Source organism: Providencia sp. TYF-12, from assembly GCF_041344805.1.
Classification (GTDB): domain Bacteria; phylum Pseudomonadota; class Gammaproteobacteria; order Enterobacterales; family Enterobacteriaceae; genus Providencia; species Providencia huashanensis.
The window spans coordinates 3,097,242-3,111,970 of sequence record NZ_CP166833.1 but is presented as its reverse complement, the minus strand read 5'-3'; the positions used below and the strand labels follow the sequence as shown (position 1 = coordinate 3,111,970).

The window sequence follows — 14,729 nt, the reverse complement described above, 5'->3', positions numbered from 1 at the left end:
GGGAAAACTTTCTAGGGGGGTAAGGGGGGTGATCTTTGAAAGGGGTGTTAGGGAAGGCACTGCCAAGGAAGGAGTTAGATCTTAAATATAGATCTCTATAGGGGGTATAAAACCCACCAGCCGTTTATATGGCTAAATGACAAATCTTCCAAAGACTTCGTCCTTGGCAGGGTAAATTATTCAAGTGAGGAACGGATGTTAAACATTACACCTAATTTTGCACAGGAACGCGGTTTAGCTATGTTGCGTCAACACTGGAAGCAAAACCGCACGTTTATGATTTATAGCCCAACAGGGAGTGGTAAAACAGGACTAGCGGCATTTATCACAAACGGTTACATCAAGCGCAATATGCGAGTTATGTTCTGTGCGCCATATACAAGCCTGATCGCCCAAACAGCTGAGCGTTTTCAAGAGTATGGCATACCAATGGAAGAAATCGGATTTGTTTGGGCCAATCATCCCAATTATGATCCAACAAAATTAATCCAAATTGCCTCAGCAGATACGGTTATTCGTCGTGAGTTTCCTGACAACATTGATTTACTCATCATCGACGAGGCCCATTTACGCCGTAAGAAAATACTCGAAGTCATTCGTGATACTGAACTCAAAGTAATCGGGCTGTCGGGAACACCGTTTTCCCCGTTTCTTGGTGAGTATTACGAAAGGCTGATTAAACCCACAACGATGAAGGAGCTTATTCAGCGTGGGGATCTAAGTAAATACGAATTTTACGCACCGACAAAGCCGGATTTATCAAAAGTGAAATCAGTCCGTAGCGAGGAATTTGGTAGTGATTATAAAGAGGCTGAGATCGCTGAAATTATGTCGGGTGCGGATTTGGTTGGCGATGTGGTCGATAACTGGCTGGCTAATGGTGAAAACCTACCAACGATCTGTTTTTGCGTCACTGTCAGCCATGCAAATTATGTCACTGTTGCTTTTAATCGCTCGGGGGTAAATGCAGAAGTCATTACAGCTGATACGCCACATGATGAGCGCCGAGTCATTATTCATCGTTTCGAACAGGGTGCAACCAAGATCATTGTTAATGTCGGAACGCTTGTCGCAGGTTTTGATAGTGATGTTCGTTGCATCATTTACGCCCGACCTACTAAATCAGAAATCCGCTGGGTGCAGTGTCTTGGTCGCGGATTACGTAAAGCGCCGGGCAAAGATAAATGTCTCATCTTTGATCATTCCGGTTCTGTCCATCGCTTAGGCTTTCCTGATGATATCGAATATGACGAACTGCCTAGCAAAAATGACGGCATGAAAGAGGTTAATAGTTTTCGTGAGCAGGAAAAACGCGAGAAGAAACCGAAAGAATGCACCTCATGCCACTACATGAAGCCAGCAGGTGTTTATGTTTGCCCTAAATGTGGATTTAAACCACTCGCTGGGGAAGACGTAGAAGTCGATACAACACGTAACATCAAAAAATTAGGTAAGACTGAAAAAGTTTACACCCAACAAGAAAAGCAAAGTTTCTATTCCCAACTTAAATATTACCAAAACGTGAGAGCGGTTGAAGGCAAGCCGATTAGTGACGGGTGGGTCGGTCACACATTTAAAGATAAGTTCGGTGTATTCCCTTATGGACTACACAGTACCCCTCAAGAGATTACACCAGAGGTCAGTAATTTCATTAAACATAAGCGGATCCGTTTCGTAAAGGGTCAGCAAAAAGCAAAAGAGCAGTTCGCACGTATTAAAGGTCAGTTAAAAAATGGCACACCACAGCAAGGAGCATTACTTTGAATACAATTGATGCCGCAAAAGGACAATGGGCAAAAATATTTGCGTACTATGGGCTACCCCCTATCACTGGGCGCAAACACTTTAAGGGCAAATGTCCATTATGTGAGAGAAAGGGCAAGTTTCGTATTGATGATAAAAATGGGCTGGGCACATGGATTTGTACCTGTGATTCAGGCACAGGCTTTCAGTTGCTGGAAAAAACACAAGGTAAGAGTTTTAAAGTTCTGGCTGATGAAGTGGACACTCTTCTTGGCAATCATCGAGAAAATATAGCACCTAAACCACAAACTAAAGATACCTCAATTGCAGGGTTTAGAGAGCGGATCATCAAGTGCTATTTAAACCTAAAATCACTGAAAGATACCTCAGCAGCGAAATATCTACACAATCGCGGTATCTATGAGCTGCCGAGTGAACAGGTTAAATTTTGTGATAAGCAACCCGTAAAACATAACCCTAACAGCTTTCAAGCGATATGGGCGCTTGCAACAGACTCAAAAGGGCAGCTCTGTTACCTGCATAGGACGTATTTAGAAGGCGATAAAAAAGCGCGGCTATCTCTGGTCAAACGAATGGATGCGCTACAGGAGGATAACTACTTAAAGTATGCAAGTTCCGTCGCTATTCGTATGTTCCCCGTAGCTTCAACGTTGGGAATTGCTGAAGGGATCGAAACTGCACTTTCCTGTAAGCAAATCTATGGCGTCAATACTTGGTCAACAATGAATGCGGGCCATATGGCGAAGTTTGTCGCTCCAAAAGGTGTTAAACATCTGATTGTTTTCGCTGATAACGATTGGAGCGCAACGGGTGAAGCTGCAGCTTATGAATGTGCCCGTAAAAATCTGGTAGCAAATAATGATATTGAAAAAGTTAGCGTGAGATGGCCTGACCTAAACGATTTTAATGATTTGCTCATTCAAGGTTGTGAGGCAAGGGAACGTGTTTTTATTCGGAAACAGAGAGAGGCGGCTTAATGAAACTCGAAAATGCACTGAAAAACTTTCACCCTAAGTCACCTACATTCGGCAATGTAGCAGGTTGTACATCCCCTGACCGAATAACCGGAACGGATATCATGGCAGCTATGGGGATGACTGAATCACAAGCTAAGTTTGGTATGACGGCTTTTTTGGCGAAAAATGATATCAGCGAAGAGGATAAGTTTTCTACGGTAGAAGCCTTAACCCAATACGCTAAAAAAATCACACCTAAGCTGGTGGCTAAAGCTGCAGGTAAAAAGTTGGGTTATTGCCTAATTATTCTGGCCAAGATGGCATTTGAAGATTATGCCCGTTCAGCTGGTTCAGTTTTTCCATGTTCAGCATGTAGCGGTAAAGGTCTTATTTATAAGCGCAAGGACGTAGTCAAACATCCTGGTATAACTAGACTAGACGGAACTGTAATTATTGAGCCGTGGACGAAAAATGAAGAAGTGGGTGAATTGTGCCAAGAGTGTAATGGTAAGGGGCGACTAGCACACCGTTGCCGCTGTAAAGGACGGGGTAAGGTATTAGATGACATTCAAACTAAGCTGCAGGGCGCGCCTGTATTTAAAGATTGTCCTCGTTGTGCGGGTAAGGGGTTCAACCGGGTGCCGTCGTCTGTGGCATATAATGCGATAAAACACTTAGTGCCTGATTTAACCCAATCGTCATGGTCACGAAATTGGAAGCCATTTTATGAAAAGTTAGCTAGTAAATGTTTTATTGAAGAAAGTGCGGCAGAACTGGCATTTAGCAGGGTAATAAAATAATGTGTTTTATTTGATTTTTGCATAGAATTGGCTTATTATCTTCTAATAATGGACATTCTATACCTAGTCGCATTAAACCAATTCAAGGCCTCGCTAAATCAGCGGGGCTTTTTTGTGCCTAAAACAAACATAAGACTTGCTGTTACGTTTGGTCAGAGTTACATGTGTAGTTATGCACAATAACTGACCAGAGGTTTAAAAATATCATGTTAAAACAGTGTGATATGACAGAAAGGGCAAGGCTTGTATTTTATGCGGTTACAGAGGAACCAGCCACAGTAGGTGAAATCGCATGGCTTAGTAATCTAACCGATTCATGCTGCCGATTAATACTGACCCAGTTAGCGATGGCGGGTTTAATCAAAGAAAACATCAAAGAAAGTACATATCAAAATATCTAGCACTGTGAAAATGGGCGGCTGGTGGGTGTTGGTAGCACCTTACCAGCCATTCGCCCGTTGGATACGGATCACGGACAAACTAAAGCCCACTGCTTATGTGCACAAAGCAAGTGAAGCTTATCAAAAAAGGTTTCCATGATCTATGAAAAACACTGTGAATTTAAACAGTATTAATTTAGTCAATGATGACTCACTCAGCTACATAAAGACACTTCCCGATAATAGTATTGACCTAATTGCAACTGACCCACCTTATTTTCAGGTTAAGTCATGTAATTGGGATAATCAGTGGGAAAACGTCACTGCATATTTATCGTGGCTTGATGAAATGCTTGCGGAATTTTGGCGTGTTCTGAAGCCAAACGGTAGCTTATATATGTTTTGTGGTTCAAAGCTGGCGGCTGATACGGAATTATTAGTGCGTGAGCGGTTCGATGTGCTTAACCACATTATTTGGGCTAAACCATCGGGACCATGGCGACGACAAAATAAAGAAAGCCTGAGAAGTTATTTCCCTGCAACTGAACGCATCTTGTTTGCTGAACACTATCAAAGCCCTTACAAGGGAAAAAGCAGTGGTTATCTTCAGCGACGCAGAGAATTGAAAGAAAACACCCTGAGGCCATTGATTGAATATTTTAAGCAGGCAAGAGACTCATTAGGCATAACAGCTAAGGAAATACATCAGGCCACTGGAAAGCAAATGGCGTCTCATTGGTTCAGCTACAGCCAATGGCAATTACCAAACGAATCAGACTATTTGAAGCTACAAGAGCTATTTAACCAAGTAGCAGTAAAACAGTTCAGCGACAATCCATTAAGCCGCCAGCACGCTGATTTAGTTAGTGAACAAAAGCTACTAAATCGTGAATATCATGAGTTATCTCAGCAATACCAACTATTAAGGCGTCCGTTTACTGTGACAGTAGATGTTCCTTATACAGATGTTTGGGTATACCCACCTGTTCAGTATTACCCCGGCAAACATCCATGTGAAAAGCCTTCAGCGATGATGGAACACATTATTAATAGTAGTAGCCGAGAGGGTGATGTAGTGGCTGATTTCTTCATGGGTTCTGGCGCCACAATAAAAGCCGCATTAAAACTTAATCGCAGGGTGATTGGGGTAGAGCTTGAAACTGAGCGATTTGAGCAAACGAGGGCAGAGATAGATAGAAGTATATCTTTACCTAATTTATAGAGATGAATTCTGCTGTAGGCTTTATTTTAAACGGCCGTGTTATATAAATATGCAACCAAAGTCATAGACTACCGCTTAATTAATGTGTAAATTTTCCTTATGAAATAAAGGGAAGAGGAATTTCAGGTGGATGAGCACTTTGGTAATTATATAATTCGGCCTATAAGTGAAATCGGCCGTGGTGAGTTTGGGTATGTTGAGCTAGTCACGCTTTATTCGCTAAGTGGTAATGAATGTGGTGATTATGCAAGAAAAGTGTTTTCCCCCAAAAAGGTAGAATTAATAGATAATTTTAAAAAAAGATTCAGATTAGAAGTAATTAGTCAATCTAAGTGTGTTCACAATAATATTGTCCCTGTTTATCTGCATAACTTAAAGATTGATAGACCTTGGTTTATTATGGATAAAGCTGAGGTAGATTTTGAGACCGAGCTTAAGATAGAAACTTTAACTTTTTTTGATAAGATCAATATCGCAAGAATGTTACTTGATGGATTGAATTTTATACATAAAAGTGGATATATACATAGAGACATTAAGCCCCAAAATGTTCTTAAATTTAAAGATGGCACGTATAAAATTTCTGATTTTGGGTTGGTTAAAGATCTGAGCCCTGATAAAGATTCAACTAATTTGACATTAGTTAAAACATTTATGGGAACAAAACATTACTGTGCCCCTGAGATACTGATAGAGTGTGAATACTCTCAACAGACCGATATTTATGCATTAGGGAAGATGCTGAATGAACTTTCTTATAAAAACAAGAATGTAGATAATATTCTAAAAAAATGTGTAAAAATGGAGAAAGAAGAGAGATATCAGTCAGTAGACGATATTATAAACGATTTTGAAGCTATTTCATGGGGGTTATAGAAATGATTTTAACAGCTTCTTCCTCATTCTCTTATCCTAAAGAGGTGAACAGAGGTAATCAAGATTCTATATTACCTGTGAAAAAAATAAGTGATGGATTTATTATGGCCGTTGCTGACGGTGTTGGTTCATATGTCGGTGCTGATTTTGCTTCGCGGCTTGCAATATCTTATTTAGAAAATGCACATTCGATCAGTAATTCTGACGATGTTGAGTATGCATTTGAAAATATACGGAATATCTTAAAAGAGCAGGCGTCAGATATTGGCTCTGAAGTAATGAAAATGGCATCAACGACACTCACTTTTTGTGTAGTAAAGAAAGATGGGATTCTAGTGGGGCATGTCGGAGATTGTCGCTTATATATAAAATCAGCAAACAAGTTAAAACAGTTAACAAAAGATCACACTAGACACCAGATGCTTATTGATGAGGGGGTTTTTACCGCTAGGCAGTTAAAGGGTAAATCAGGTAAAAACATTCTCACAACTGCAATTTCAGTTTCAAATGAAATTGAAATGAATTGCGATATTTTTTTCATACCGAATGAACAATTGGATTTCATCGATGACAATATGACGCTGTATATTATGTCTGATGGTGCTCATGCATTATGGGAAAAAAATCCGCGTTTTTCTTTTAACACAATGAATAATATTTCCAAATTTACAAATAGCCTGTATCGGCGGATCGAAAGAAATGGGCCTACAGATGATTATTCATTAGTTGGTGCAACAATAAGCTTTTAGTGCCATTTAAAATCCAAATCACAAACAAAGGTCGCCTAGTGCGGCCTTTTTCGTATATAGCCACCACAAATCACTATCAACATGTTTAATTACTGCAATTAATTTGCTGGTGGCTTTCTATTAACTAAATATCGGGCACTCCGTAGGGGGTGGTATATGCGTATGGATAAATACAGCAACGCAGCCTACGGTAGTGCTGGGCTTACAGCATTCTTTGCAAGCTTATCGCTTTATGAATGGGGTTTTATTATCGGGATGGCGTTCAGCATCATCCTAGGCTTGGCGACTTTCTTCATGAATAGGCGCGAACAACGAAAGCGAACTCGTTTATTTGAAGACCTGGTCAATAAGACTGACCCACAAAACCCATCAGCTACTGCACGAAAAGCCGCCGAACTTATGGCGAAAGCACCAAAGGATATCTAATGTCACTCAAGCAAAAACTAACTGTGCTTGTTAGCGCAGGGGCTACGGCTATCGCTCTAACAGTCATTGCGCATTTTGAAGGTGTTAGATATGAGCCTTATGAAGACGTGGGTGGTGTTCTGACGGTTTGTTATGGCCACACAGGAAAGGACATCATTCCTAATAAAGTTTATTCAAAAGATGAATGTAATGAATTGCTTGAGTCAGACTTTCAGCGCACTAAACAGCAGGTAGATAAATTGGTTAAGGTGCCAACTGACGATTACACAAAAGCCGCTCTGTATTCATTTGCATTCAATGTTGGTACCGGCGCATTCGCTAAGTCGACAATGCTTAAAAAGCTAAATGCAGGTGACCAATACGGTGCTTGTGAAGAACTAAAAAGATGGGTTTACGCGGGGGGCAAGGTATGGCGTGGACTTGTAAACCGTCGAGATGCGGAGGCAGCTATATGCCATGGAAACCTATAGTGGTTGTAATGTGTTTCATGCTGCTTGCGATATCAATAATTGCTTTCGGTGCTTACCGTATGACAGATAACACATGCGGTATTGATAAAGCCAGTTTAGAAAAGCGTTGTCAAAAAGCTATCGATCATTACAAGGGTAGGCAGGTGAATTATGAAATTCGATAAATCATTCTGGCTATTCATTATGGTTGTTGGCCTAGGCTGGTGGGTTGTTACTGTTCACGACAACAACAAACTACTTGAAAAAGAGAATGAGAGACTACAAAAGGACAATACAAATCAAAGCAAGATAATTGCCAGCCAATCATTTGAGTTCAACCGCATCAATCAACTAACCAGTACAGCATACCGCAATGGGCTTCTATCTGAAGCGAAATCGCAGGAGACAGTCATTGAATACCGAACCATTCTCAAGAAAGAGCCTACTTGTGATCTTGTTGTGCCTCAGTTTGTTACTGATGGGCTGCTCAACTACACATACCGTTTACGAGCCAGCACCTTGTATGGAAATCCCGAGCGTATTGACGCAGCAGGTGTTGGTGCCATTACCGCCAGAAAATTAACATATTGTCAGGCTATCGAGTGGATAGATCCTTTATTGAAAACCATCGATAAAGCGAATACGCAACTTGAAGCCATAGAACAAGCAAAGAAAAAACCACAGGCTAATTAACCTAATTCCCATGATGAGGAACGCGCCGCATTGTCGCTGTCTTGTATGTTAGCTATGACCTATCTTCCTTATGTAGTGAGCGCATATTGAGAATCAAAAACAATGAATACCACCGTTTTGGTTATTTGTCGGGCATATCACAGTAACGTTTGCTGTGGGTAGAAGAAATGACGTGACTGCGGGAGAGACCGCTTTACTTCATGGTAGTCAATCAAAAAGCTTATTTTCATGAGTAGGTTTTCTTATTAACTATGAGGATGTGAGTATGGATAATCCAGTTGAGGTCATGGTTGTTTTTGTTAAGCCGATAGGCGATGGCAAAACCCGCCTTGAGCGTCGCACATATGGTAAAGAATTTGGTTTTACTAAGAAGCAAGTTGATTCAACAGAATTTAAGCACAACCTTTCTTTTGCTTTGAAGTGCGAGTTTGGAGCAGATGTTTCTATTCGGGGAATAAGTGCAGTGGTGGAGAAAAAACAAAATCCGCACAACATTAGACTGCTTTTCTGTACACCTACCGATAAGGACATTGAGTCCATTATTGAACGAGTTAACCATGAGCTGTTAGGTAAGCCATTAAATGATAAGACAGCAAGAGAGGCTGGTGAATTAGCACTAAAGTATGCAGCAGACATGATTTCAGTTGAGTCTGAATTAACGTATTAGTATTCATTGAATAACTTTCTACAAACGTCATTCATAGAGTGGCGTTGATAGAGATTTATACAGGAGATAAACACGATGGCTAAACCGGATTGGGGGACGCTACAACAACAGTTCCTCGCCGCTCATGCCGAATCAGGAATATCCCCTAAAGAGTGGTGTGAGGAGCAAGGGTTAAAATACTCGACGGCTAAGCGCTACATTAAGATTGCGAACGGTAGTGCGAATTCGCAAAAAAAAAGTGCGAACGAAACTGCGAATAAAAGAATTCGCAAAACTGAGCAAAATACACCTAGCACTAATGCTACACAAAACGAACATTCAGATAATTCGCAGAATGAAGCGACGGAAACCGCGGGGATATTAAAGCCTCAGCACGAAAGCTTTGCACAGAATATTGCGCAGGGGATGACGCAGAAAGATGCTGCAATTTGCGCAGGATACTCACCAACGCGAGCAGACACTCAAGCACCAATATTATTAAAGCGTCCTGATGTTCGCAGGCGCATTAGAGAGTTGCGCCAAGAAGCAGCATTACTTGTCACGTTCAATGCTAAAGATTTGGCTGACCTTTCATTCAAAGCAGCCAAGGATGCCCTTGAAGATAAAAAGTTTGGTCAGGTAGCACCAAACATAAAAAACGCCGCACAGCTAACTGGTATTGAAATGAGCACCAATAAAACAGAGGTGAACGTTGATTTAGCCGGGTTAAGCTATGGAAAGGTTTGTATCGTTACTCCAGCGACATGTCCTCCTGAAGTTTGGGATGCACACATGGAGAAACTACGAGAGGGAAAGCAGAGCACCCAACAATAATAGATGGCGTTCTTTATTCGTTTAGTAGCGACTGGGTTCCCTCGGTTCTATACGATAAGCCGGTTGGTTCAGTTCGCTGGCGCTGGACTTATGGCGGGCGCGGTGGTGGTAAATCCGTAGAGATTGCCCGAGCGCTTGTATTGTTGGGTGCTAATGAGTCAATGACGATACTTTGTGCTCGTGAGTTCCAAAATTCTATCAATGATTCTGTACTGGCATTATTAGAGTCTGAAATATACAGCCTTGGTTTATCTCACTTCTACAAAGTGAAGAATAATGAAATTGAAGGGTTGAACGGAACTCGATTTACCTTCAAAGGTCTGCGCAACAATATCAACAGCATTAAATCGATGCATGGCATCCGTGTTTGTTGGGTAGAAGAAGCGCAAACAGTATCACAAGATAGTTGGGACATTTTAGGCCCTACTGTTCGAGCTAATAAATCTGAGGTTTGGGTATCATTTAACCCACGAGAAGAAACGGATCCTACTTATAAGCTGATGAAGCGACACGAGGCTGACCCGCCTGATGGTGGCGTTATTATTTTTCGTGTTAATTACTGCGATAATGCTTTTTTCCCTGATGTGCTTCGCCATGAGATGGAGTATTGCAAGCGTGTTGATTATGAAGCTTATGAGCACATTTGGTTAGGGTTACCTCGGGCAATTAGTGAGGCGGTTATCTTCTCTGGTAAGTATCGAGAAGAAATGTTCCCTGATGATTTGTGGCAACAAGCCGACCGTCTCTTTTTCGGTGGTGACTTCGGCTTTGCCAATGACCCTAGCACATTAATTCGTTGTTTCATTATAGGACGAAAGCTTTATATCGAATATGAGGCATACGGGGTAGGTGTAGAGCTTGATGAATTATGGAAGTTCTACGCTGGTAAGGATGGGGCAACTGCGGAACAGCTTACACAGTGGAAAGATGGCGACGAAAAGAAATATCCTGGTATACCGCAATCAAGGAAGTGGCCTATTCATGCAGATAACAGCCGACCAGAGACAATAAGTTATTTATCGCGTCAAGGCTTTGTTATTGATGGCGCCACTAAATGGCCCGGTAGTGTTGAAGATGGCATTGCATATCTTAAAGGCTTTGAGGAGATCATTATCCATCCTCGATGCAAGCACATGTTAGAAGAAGCCCGGCTGTATTCTTATAAAGTGGACAGAATGACGGGTGAGATTTTACCTGTAGTGCAAGATAAGCATAACCACTGTTGGGATGCGGTTCGTTATTCCCTTGATGGTTACATTACAAGCGAAGGTGATCTGGGTGTTTGGGCTTCCTTGGGCAAACAGACTTAATTGCTAAAAATAGCGTCTTCAGATTGAAATGGAGTTGAAATTGATTTCTGGTTTTTATTAACAAATCAATAACAATATAACAGGCGATTTAGAGTGAGAAAACATCTACTTTTGCCCGTTATAGGTGACATTTTAATTGAGTTGGAAAGTCGCGATACACATAAGCACCATTATGTTAAATAACCCTCCTTTTTAATAAATTATCATGAGGTTTAAATGTCTCGTAAGCAACGCCGAAACGGCGCAAAAAAGCCCGTTAAAACAGCTGACGGGTACAATAACTTCCAAGCCAAAATTGGCCCAGAAACACAGAACATTCAAACGGGCGGCACTTATGTTCCCGGTTACATTACCCGTAACCGAACCATGCTTGAATTCGCTTATCGTTCATCGTTCTTAGTTGGCGCGGGTGTTGACGCTATTGCAGATGATATGACCCGAAAAGGCGTCAGTATTAGCTCAAGGCTCAAGCCAACGCAAAAGGGTAAGATTGAGAATTTCTGGGATAACGCAGCTATCTGGGATGGATTAAACGATACGTTAAAATGGTCTCGTCTTTATGGTGGCGCAATTCTTGTTGCCCTTATCGATGGACAAGATATTTCAACAGAGCTAAACCTAGAAACAGTGGATAAGGGGCAGTTTAAGGGCGTTATGTGCCTTGACCGCTGGCAGTTAGACCCAACCTATGATGATTTAGTGACAGAGTATGGTCCGCATTTTGGAAAGCCGAAGTTTTACAGAGTAATAGCTGGAAATAATAAGGCGCAAGGTTGGGAAATACATTATTCCCGCGTAATACGAATGGAAGGTGACAAGTTACCCTATCAGCAAGCACTGACTGAGAATGGTTGGGGAATGTCTGTTGTAGAGCGTATTTTTGAGCGAATACAAGGTTTTGATACCGCTAGTGCAGGAACAACTCAGCTTATTCATAAAGCACACCTTAGAACCTACAGCATCAAAGGTTTAAGGCAGATACTGGCAACCGGTGGTGATTTAGAAAAAGGATTAATGCGGCATTTAGATATGATCCGCGAATTTCAAACGATTGAGGGCATGACGTTGATGGATTCAGATGATGAATTCGCCACTCATAGTTATTCTTTTTCAGGTATCGCTGATGTCATATTGCGCTTTGCTGAACAGGTGTCAGGTGCTACTGGCATTCCTCTTGTTCGTTTGTTTGGTCAATCTCCTTCGGGGTTTAGTACGGGTGATGGTGACTTAGAAAACTATTACAGCCGTATCAACTCACTACAAGAGCGACACTTAAGGCGGCATATTCGTTGGTTGATGGATATTTCTTGGCGTTCATTATTTGGCGAAGAATTACCGGAAGACCTGACCTTTGAGTTTAATAAGCTTTGGGATATGTCAGATGCAGACCGAGCGACAATGGCAAGCAATATCGCTACGGCATTGGGTTCATTGGTAGACCGACAGATTATCCCTATTCATGTCGCCATGAATGACCTGCGGAACATTTCTGATGTGATAGGTATTGGTGGTTCAATCACAGACAAGGATATTGAAGATGCGAAAGCCCAGTGGGAGACGGATGAATTTGAAACCGGCACTGCGCCGGCGTTCGGAGATCCAATATCAACAAAGCCTACAGGCGATAGTCAGCCAAATAAACCAAATCGTCACTGGCTCTTACGATGGTTCTGAGCATAGCGCGGGGATCATCACTAGCAACCTAATTGATTATTCTTACATGTTGGATGAATGGTCTACGCTGGTGGCCCATAAAATGTTCTCACAAGTTGAACGCGAAGAGTGGGGGCAGTGGCGTTCTGTATCAGAGCAAATATCTGAGGGGTTGCGTGATGTAGTTGGTGATACGCCAGTCGGTCAGGTGGCTCAAGATATTGTCTATCGCCAGATTCAGCTAATGAAATCAATTCCGATTGAAGCTGCTGAGCGTGTTCAAGATATTCAATCCCGAGCAATTGAAGCCGTTATCAATGGTGAGCGTCCTGATGCGCTGTATCAAATGATAATGGAAACGGGCAACGTAGCGTCCAGCAGAGCGAAACTCATCGCCAGAACGGAGATAGGGCGAGCAACAGGCGCTCTAACTCAGGCGAGGGCATTATCAATTGGCTCGGAGGGGTATTGGTGGCGAATAGAGGGCGCAGGCACTAGGCCATCACACAAGAAAATGCGTGATAAATTCGTTTATTGGCATAACCCGCCTACGCTAGATGGTATGACCGGGCATGCGGGATGCCTACCTAACTGTAAATGCTGGTCAGAGGTACATGTACCGAAAGCCAGATTCTAACAAGTCGCCTAGTGCGGCTTTTTTAATGTCTGCAATTTGGCAGGTAAAGCATGAAATATTTTTTTGTCACTAAGTTGGGGGAAACGCGATATCTCCAGCCTGATGGCTCACTGCTGTGTAAAAACGTCCCCATTGCGCGCACTGGCTCACAGGTCTACTTACCCGAGGAAATCGGATTAGAGCCTGATGCTAGTGGAATGGTGACGGTGTACCGAACTGAAGATGAAGTGTTTTCAGAAGAAACAATGGCTTCATTTGAAGGTGTCGCGGTCACACTAAGGCATCCAGAAGATAAAGACGGCAATATCGTTTTTGTTAACCCCTCTAATTTTGCCGAATTAGCGCATGGTCATATTCAAAATGTTCGCAGAGGGGAAGGTGATAAATCAGACCTACTCATTGCGGATGTGTTGGTTAAACGGCAAGAAGCGATTGACGCTATCAATGCGGGGCTGATTGAGGTCAGTTGTGGCTATGATGCGCAATACAAGCAGCTATCACCGGGCAAAGGGAAACAATATCAAATCACGGGCAATCACTTGGCTGTTGGACTTGAAAAAGGCCGGGCGGGTGCTCGTTGTTCTATCGGGGATTCAGCCCCAACCAAAAAGAAGGAGAGGCCTGTAATGTCATGGCTTAAAAAATTGGGTATCGCAATCAAAACGAAAGATGAGGCTGCATTACAGCAACTTATCGACGAAGCGCCGGATATGCCATCTGAGGGCATGAATTCTATTCCGGGTGTCACTATCAATATGAATACGCCTTCACAATCAACCGCATTACCTGTCAGTGAGCGCACCACAACCGATGAGGACAAAGATAAGCCTGAAAATCAGACAGGTGATAATGAAATCCCCGAGTGGGCAAAGGCTATCTTATCGCGTTTAGAGAAGCTAGAAGGCAAAACGGCTGATACGGATCCTGACAATGATACCAAAACAGGGGATGACGACGAAGAAGAGGACAAAAAGGTAACGGGTGATGCGGCTTACCGTCGAAGCTTGATTGCTGATGCTGAAATCATTTGTCCGGGCTTTAAGCCTACAGGTGATAAAGGGATCAAGCGCCAAGTTCTTGATCATGCTTTCCGCACAGGTGATAGCGCTTACCTTAAATCATTTGGTATTCAAGACTACAGTAAAGCACCAAAAGCCACGGTTGATGCGGTCTTTAAAGGTGCAGTCGAGCTGAATAAAGCCAAAAATCATATCGCACCTATCAATCAGGGTATTTCTACCACTGATGGTGCAACCCGCACTAAACACATGACGCCAGCGGAAATTAACAAAATGAACGCTGATTTCTGGAAGAAAAACAAGTAAAGGTAATCA

Annotated in this window: 17 protein-coding genes; all 17 read left to right on the top strand. The window is 42.3% G+C overall.

Features of this window, described 5'->3' with window-relative positions; genetic code table 11:
• Positions 1-195: 195 nt before the first annotated feature.
• The 17 genes from ABE954_RS14285 (at position 196) to ABE954_RS14205 (ending at position 14,720) form a co-directional block, all read left to right on the top strand.
• Positions 196-1,764 carry a DEAD/DEAH box helicase family protein gene (locus ABE954_RS14285; RefSeq protein WP_371025511.1) on the top strand — a complete coding sequence of 523 codons (1,569 nt, stop codon included), beginning with the start codon at positions 196-198 and terminating at the stop codon, positions 1,762-1,764.
• Positions 1,761-2,741, top strand: a complete 981-nt coding sequence (locus ABE954_RS14280; protein WP_371025510.1) for a toprim domain-containing protein — start codon at positions 1,761-1,763, stop codon at positions 2,739-2,741. Before ABE954_RS14285 ends, ABE954_RS14280 begins: the two co-directional genes overlap by 4 nt.
• On the top strand, positions 2,741-3,520 hold the full coding sequence (locus tag ABE954_RS14275; protein WP_272569844.1) for an antitermination protein: 780 nt from the start codon (positions 2,741-2,743) through the stop codon (positions 3,518-3,520). Before ABE954_RS14280 ends, ABE954_RS14275 begins: the two co-directional genes overlap by 1 nt.
• Positions 3,521-3,726: 206 nt before the next feature.
• The gene (locus ABE954_RS14270) at positions 3,727-3,921 is read left to right on the top strand and encodes a TrmB family transcriptional regulator (protein WP_371025509.1); all 195 of its coding nucleotides are present in this window, start codon (positions 3,727-3,729) and stop codon (positions 3,919-3,921) included.
• A 142-nt stretch (positions 3,922-4,063) separates the two neighbouring features.
• Entirely contained in the window at positions 4,064-5,122 is a 1,059-nt protein-coding gene (locus ABE954_RS14265) for a site-specific DNA-methyltransferase (protein ID WP_371025508.1), read from the top strand.
• Between the two features lie 126 nt (positions 5,123-5,248).
• On the top strand, positions 5,249-5,998 hold the full coding sequence (locus ABE954_RS14260) for a serine/threonine-protein kinase (protein ID WP_129466286.1): 750 nt from the start codon (positions 5,249-5,251) through the stop codon (positions 5,996-5,998).
• Positions 5,999-6,000: 2 nt separating this feature from the next.
• On the top strand, positions 6,001-6,747 hold the full coding sequence (locus tag ABE954_RS14255) for a PP2C family serine/threonine-protein phosphatase (RefSeq protein ID WP_129466285.1): 747 nt from the start codon (positions 6,001-6,003) through the stop codon (positions 6,745-6,747).
• 156 nt (positions 6,748-6,903) lie between these two features.
• Positions 6,904-7,173: an HP1 family phage holin gene (locus ABE954_RS14250; RefSeq protein ID WP_004912034.1), complete on the top strand. Its 270-nt coding sequence runs from the start codon at positions 6,904-6,906 to the stop codon at positions 7,171-7,173.
• Positions 7,173-7,643, top strand: a complete 471-nt coding sequence (locus ABE954_RS14245) for a lysozyme (protein WP_371025507.1) — start codon at positions 7,173-7,175, stop codon at positions 7,641-7,643. The genes ABE954_RS14250 and ABE954_RS14245 overlap by 1 nt, the downstream gene beginning before the upstream one ends.
• The gene (locus tag ABE954_RS14240; protein ID WP_371025506.1) at positions 7,625-7,807 is read left to right on the top strand and encodes a hypothetical protein; all 183 of its coding nucleotides are present in this window, start codon (positions 7,625-7,627) and stop codon (positions 7,805-7,807) included. The genes ABE954_RS14245 and ABE954_RS14240 overlap by 19 nt, the downstream gene beginning before the upstream one ends.
• Positions 7,794-8,315, top strand: coding sequence for a hypothetical protein (locus ABE954_RS14235; protein WP_371025505.1), 522 nt, complete (start codon positions 7,794-7,796; stop codon positions 8,313-8,315). Before ABE954_RS14240 ends, ABE954_RS14235 begins: the two co-directional genes overlap by 14 nt.
• Positions 8,316-8,580: 265 nt before the next feature.
• Positions 8,581-8,982: a hypothetical protein gene (locus ABE954_RS14230; RefSeq protein ID WP_371025504.1), complete on the top strand. Its 402-nt coding sequence runs from the start codon at positions 8,581-8,583 to the stop codon at positions 8,980-8,982.
• A 75-nt stretch (positions 8,983-9,057) separates the two neighbouring features.
• Complete coding sequence (locus ABE954_RS14225; protein ID WP_371025503.1) at positions 9,058-9,795, top strand: terminase small subunit; 738 nt, start codon at positions 9,058-9,060, stop codon at positions 9,793-9,795.
• Positions 9,795-11,105, top strand: coding sequence for a PBSX family phage terminase large subunit (locus ABE954_RS14220; protein ID WP_371025905.1), 1,311 nt, complete (start codon positions 9,795-9,797; stop codon positions 11,103-11,105). The genes ABE954_RS14225 and ABE954_RS14220 overlap by 1 nt, the downstream gene beginning before the upstream one ends.
• Positions 11,106-11,321: 216 nt before the next feature.
• Positions 11,322-12,779 (top strand): DUF1073 domain-containing protein, encoded by a 1,458-nt coding sequence (locus ABE954_RS14215; protein ID WP_371025502.1) that lies wholly within the window; start codon positions 11,322-11,324, stop codon positions 12,777-12,779.
• A 67-nt stretch (positions 12,780-12,846) separates the two neighbouring features.
• Positions 12,847-13,395 (top strand): phage minor head protein, encoded by a 549-nt coding sequence (locus tag ABE954_RS14210; RefSeq protein WP_371025904.1) that lies wholly within the window; start codon positions 12,847-12,849, stop codon positions 13,393-13,395.
• Positions 13,396-13,445: 50 nt separating this feature from the next.
• Positions 13,446-14,720 carry a DUF2213 domain-containing protein gene (locus tag ABE954_RS14205; RefSeq protein WP_371025501.1) on the top strand — a complete coding sequence of 425 codons (1,275 nt, stop codon included), beginning with the start codon at positions 13,446-13,448 and terminating at the stop codon, positions 14,718-14,720.
• Positions 14,721-14,729 lie beyond the last annotated feature (9 nt).

Coding starts and splice junctions, on each gene's coding strand:
- ABE954_RS14265 (WP_371025508.1), top strand. CDS start 4,064: ATGAAAAACACTGTGAATTTAAACAGTATTAATTTAGTCAATGATGAC.
- ABE954_RS14215 (WP_371025502.1), top strand. CDS start 11,322: ATGTCTCGTAAGCAACGCCGAAACGGCGCAAAAAAGCCCGTTAAAACA.
- ABE954_RS14285 (WP_371025511.1), top strand. CDS start 196: ATGTTAAACATTACACCTAATTTTGCACAGGAACGCGGTTTAGCTATG.
- ABE954_RS14255 (WP_129466285.1), top strand. CDS start 6,001: ATGATTTTAACAGCTTCTTCCTCATTCTCTTATCCTAAAGAGGTGAAC.
- ABE954_RS14205 (WP_371025501.1), top strand. CDS start 13,446: ATGAAATATTTTTTTGTCACTAAGTTGGGGGAAACGCGATATCTCCAG.
- ABE954_RS14230 (WP_371025504.1), top strand. CDS start 8,581: ATGGATAATCCAGTTGAGGTCATGGTTGTTTTTGTTAAGCCGATAGGC.
- ABE954_RS14275 (WP_272569844.1), top strand. CDS start 2,741: ATGAAACTCGAAAATGCACTGAAAAACTTTCACCCTAAGTCACCTACA.
- ABE954_RS14225 (WP_371025503.1), top strand. CDS start 9,058: ATGGCTAAACCGGATTGGGGGACGCTACAACAACAGTTCCTCGCCGCT.
- ABE954_RS14240 (WP_371025506.1), top strand. CDS start 7,625: ATGCCATGGAAACCTATAGTGGTTGTAATGTGTTTCATGCTGCTTGCG.
- ABE954_RS14245 (WP_371025507.1), top strand. CDS start 7,173: ATGTCACTCAAGCAAAAACTAACTGTGCTTGTTAGCGCAGGGGCTACG.
- ABE954_RS14235 (WP_371025505.1), top strand. CDS start 7,794: ATGAAATTCGATAAATCATTCTGGCTATTCATTATGGTTGTTGGCCTA.
- ABE954_RS14250 (WP_004912034.1), top strand. CDS start 6,904: ATGCGTATGGATAAATACAGCAACGCAGCCTACGGTAGTGCTGGGCTT.
- ABE954_RS14270 (WP_371025509.1), top strand. CDS start 3,727: ATGTTAAAACAGTGTGATATGACAGAAAGGGCAAGGCTTGTATTTTAT.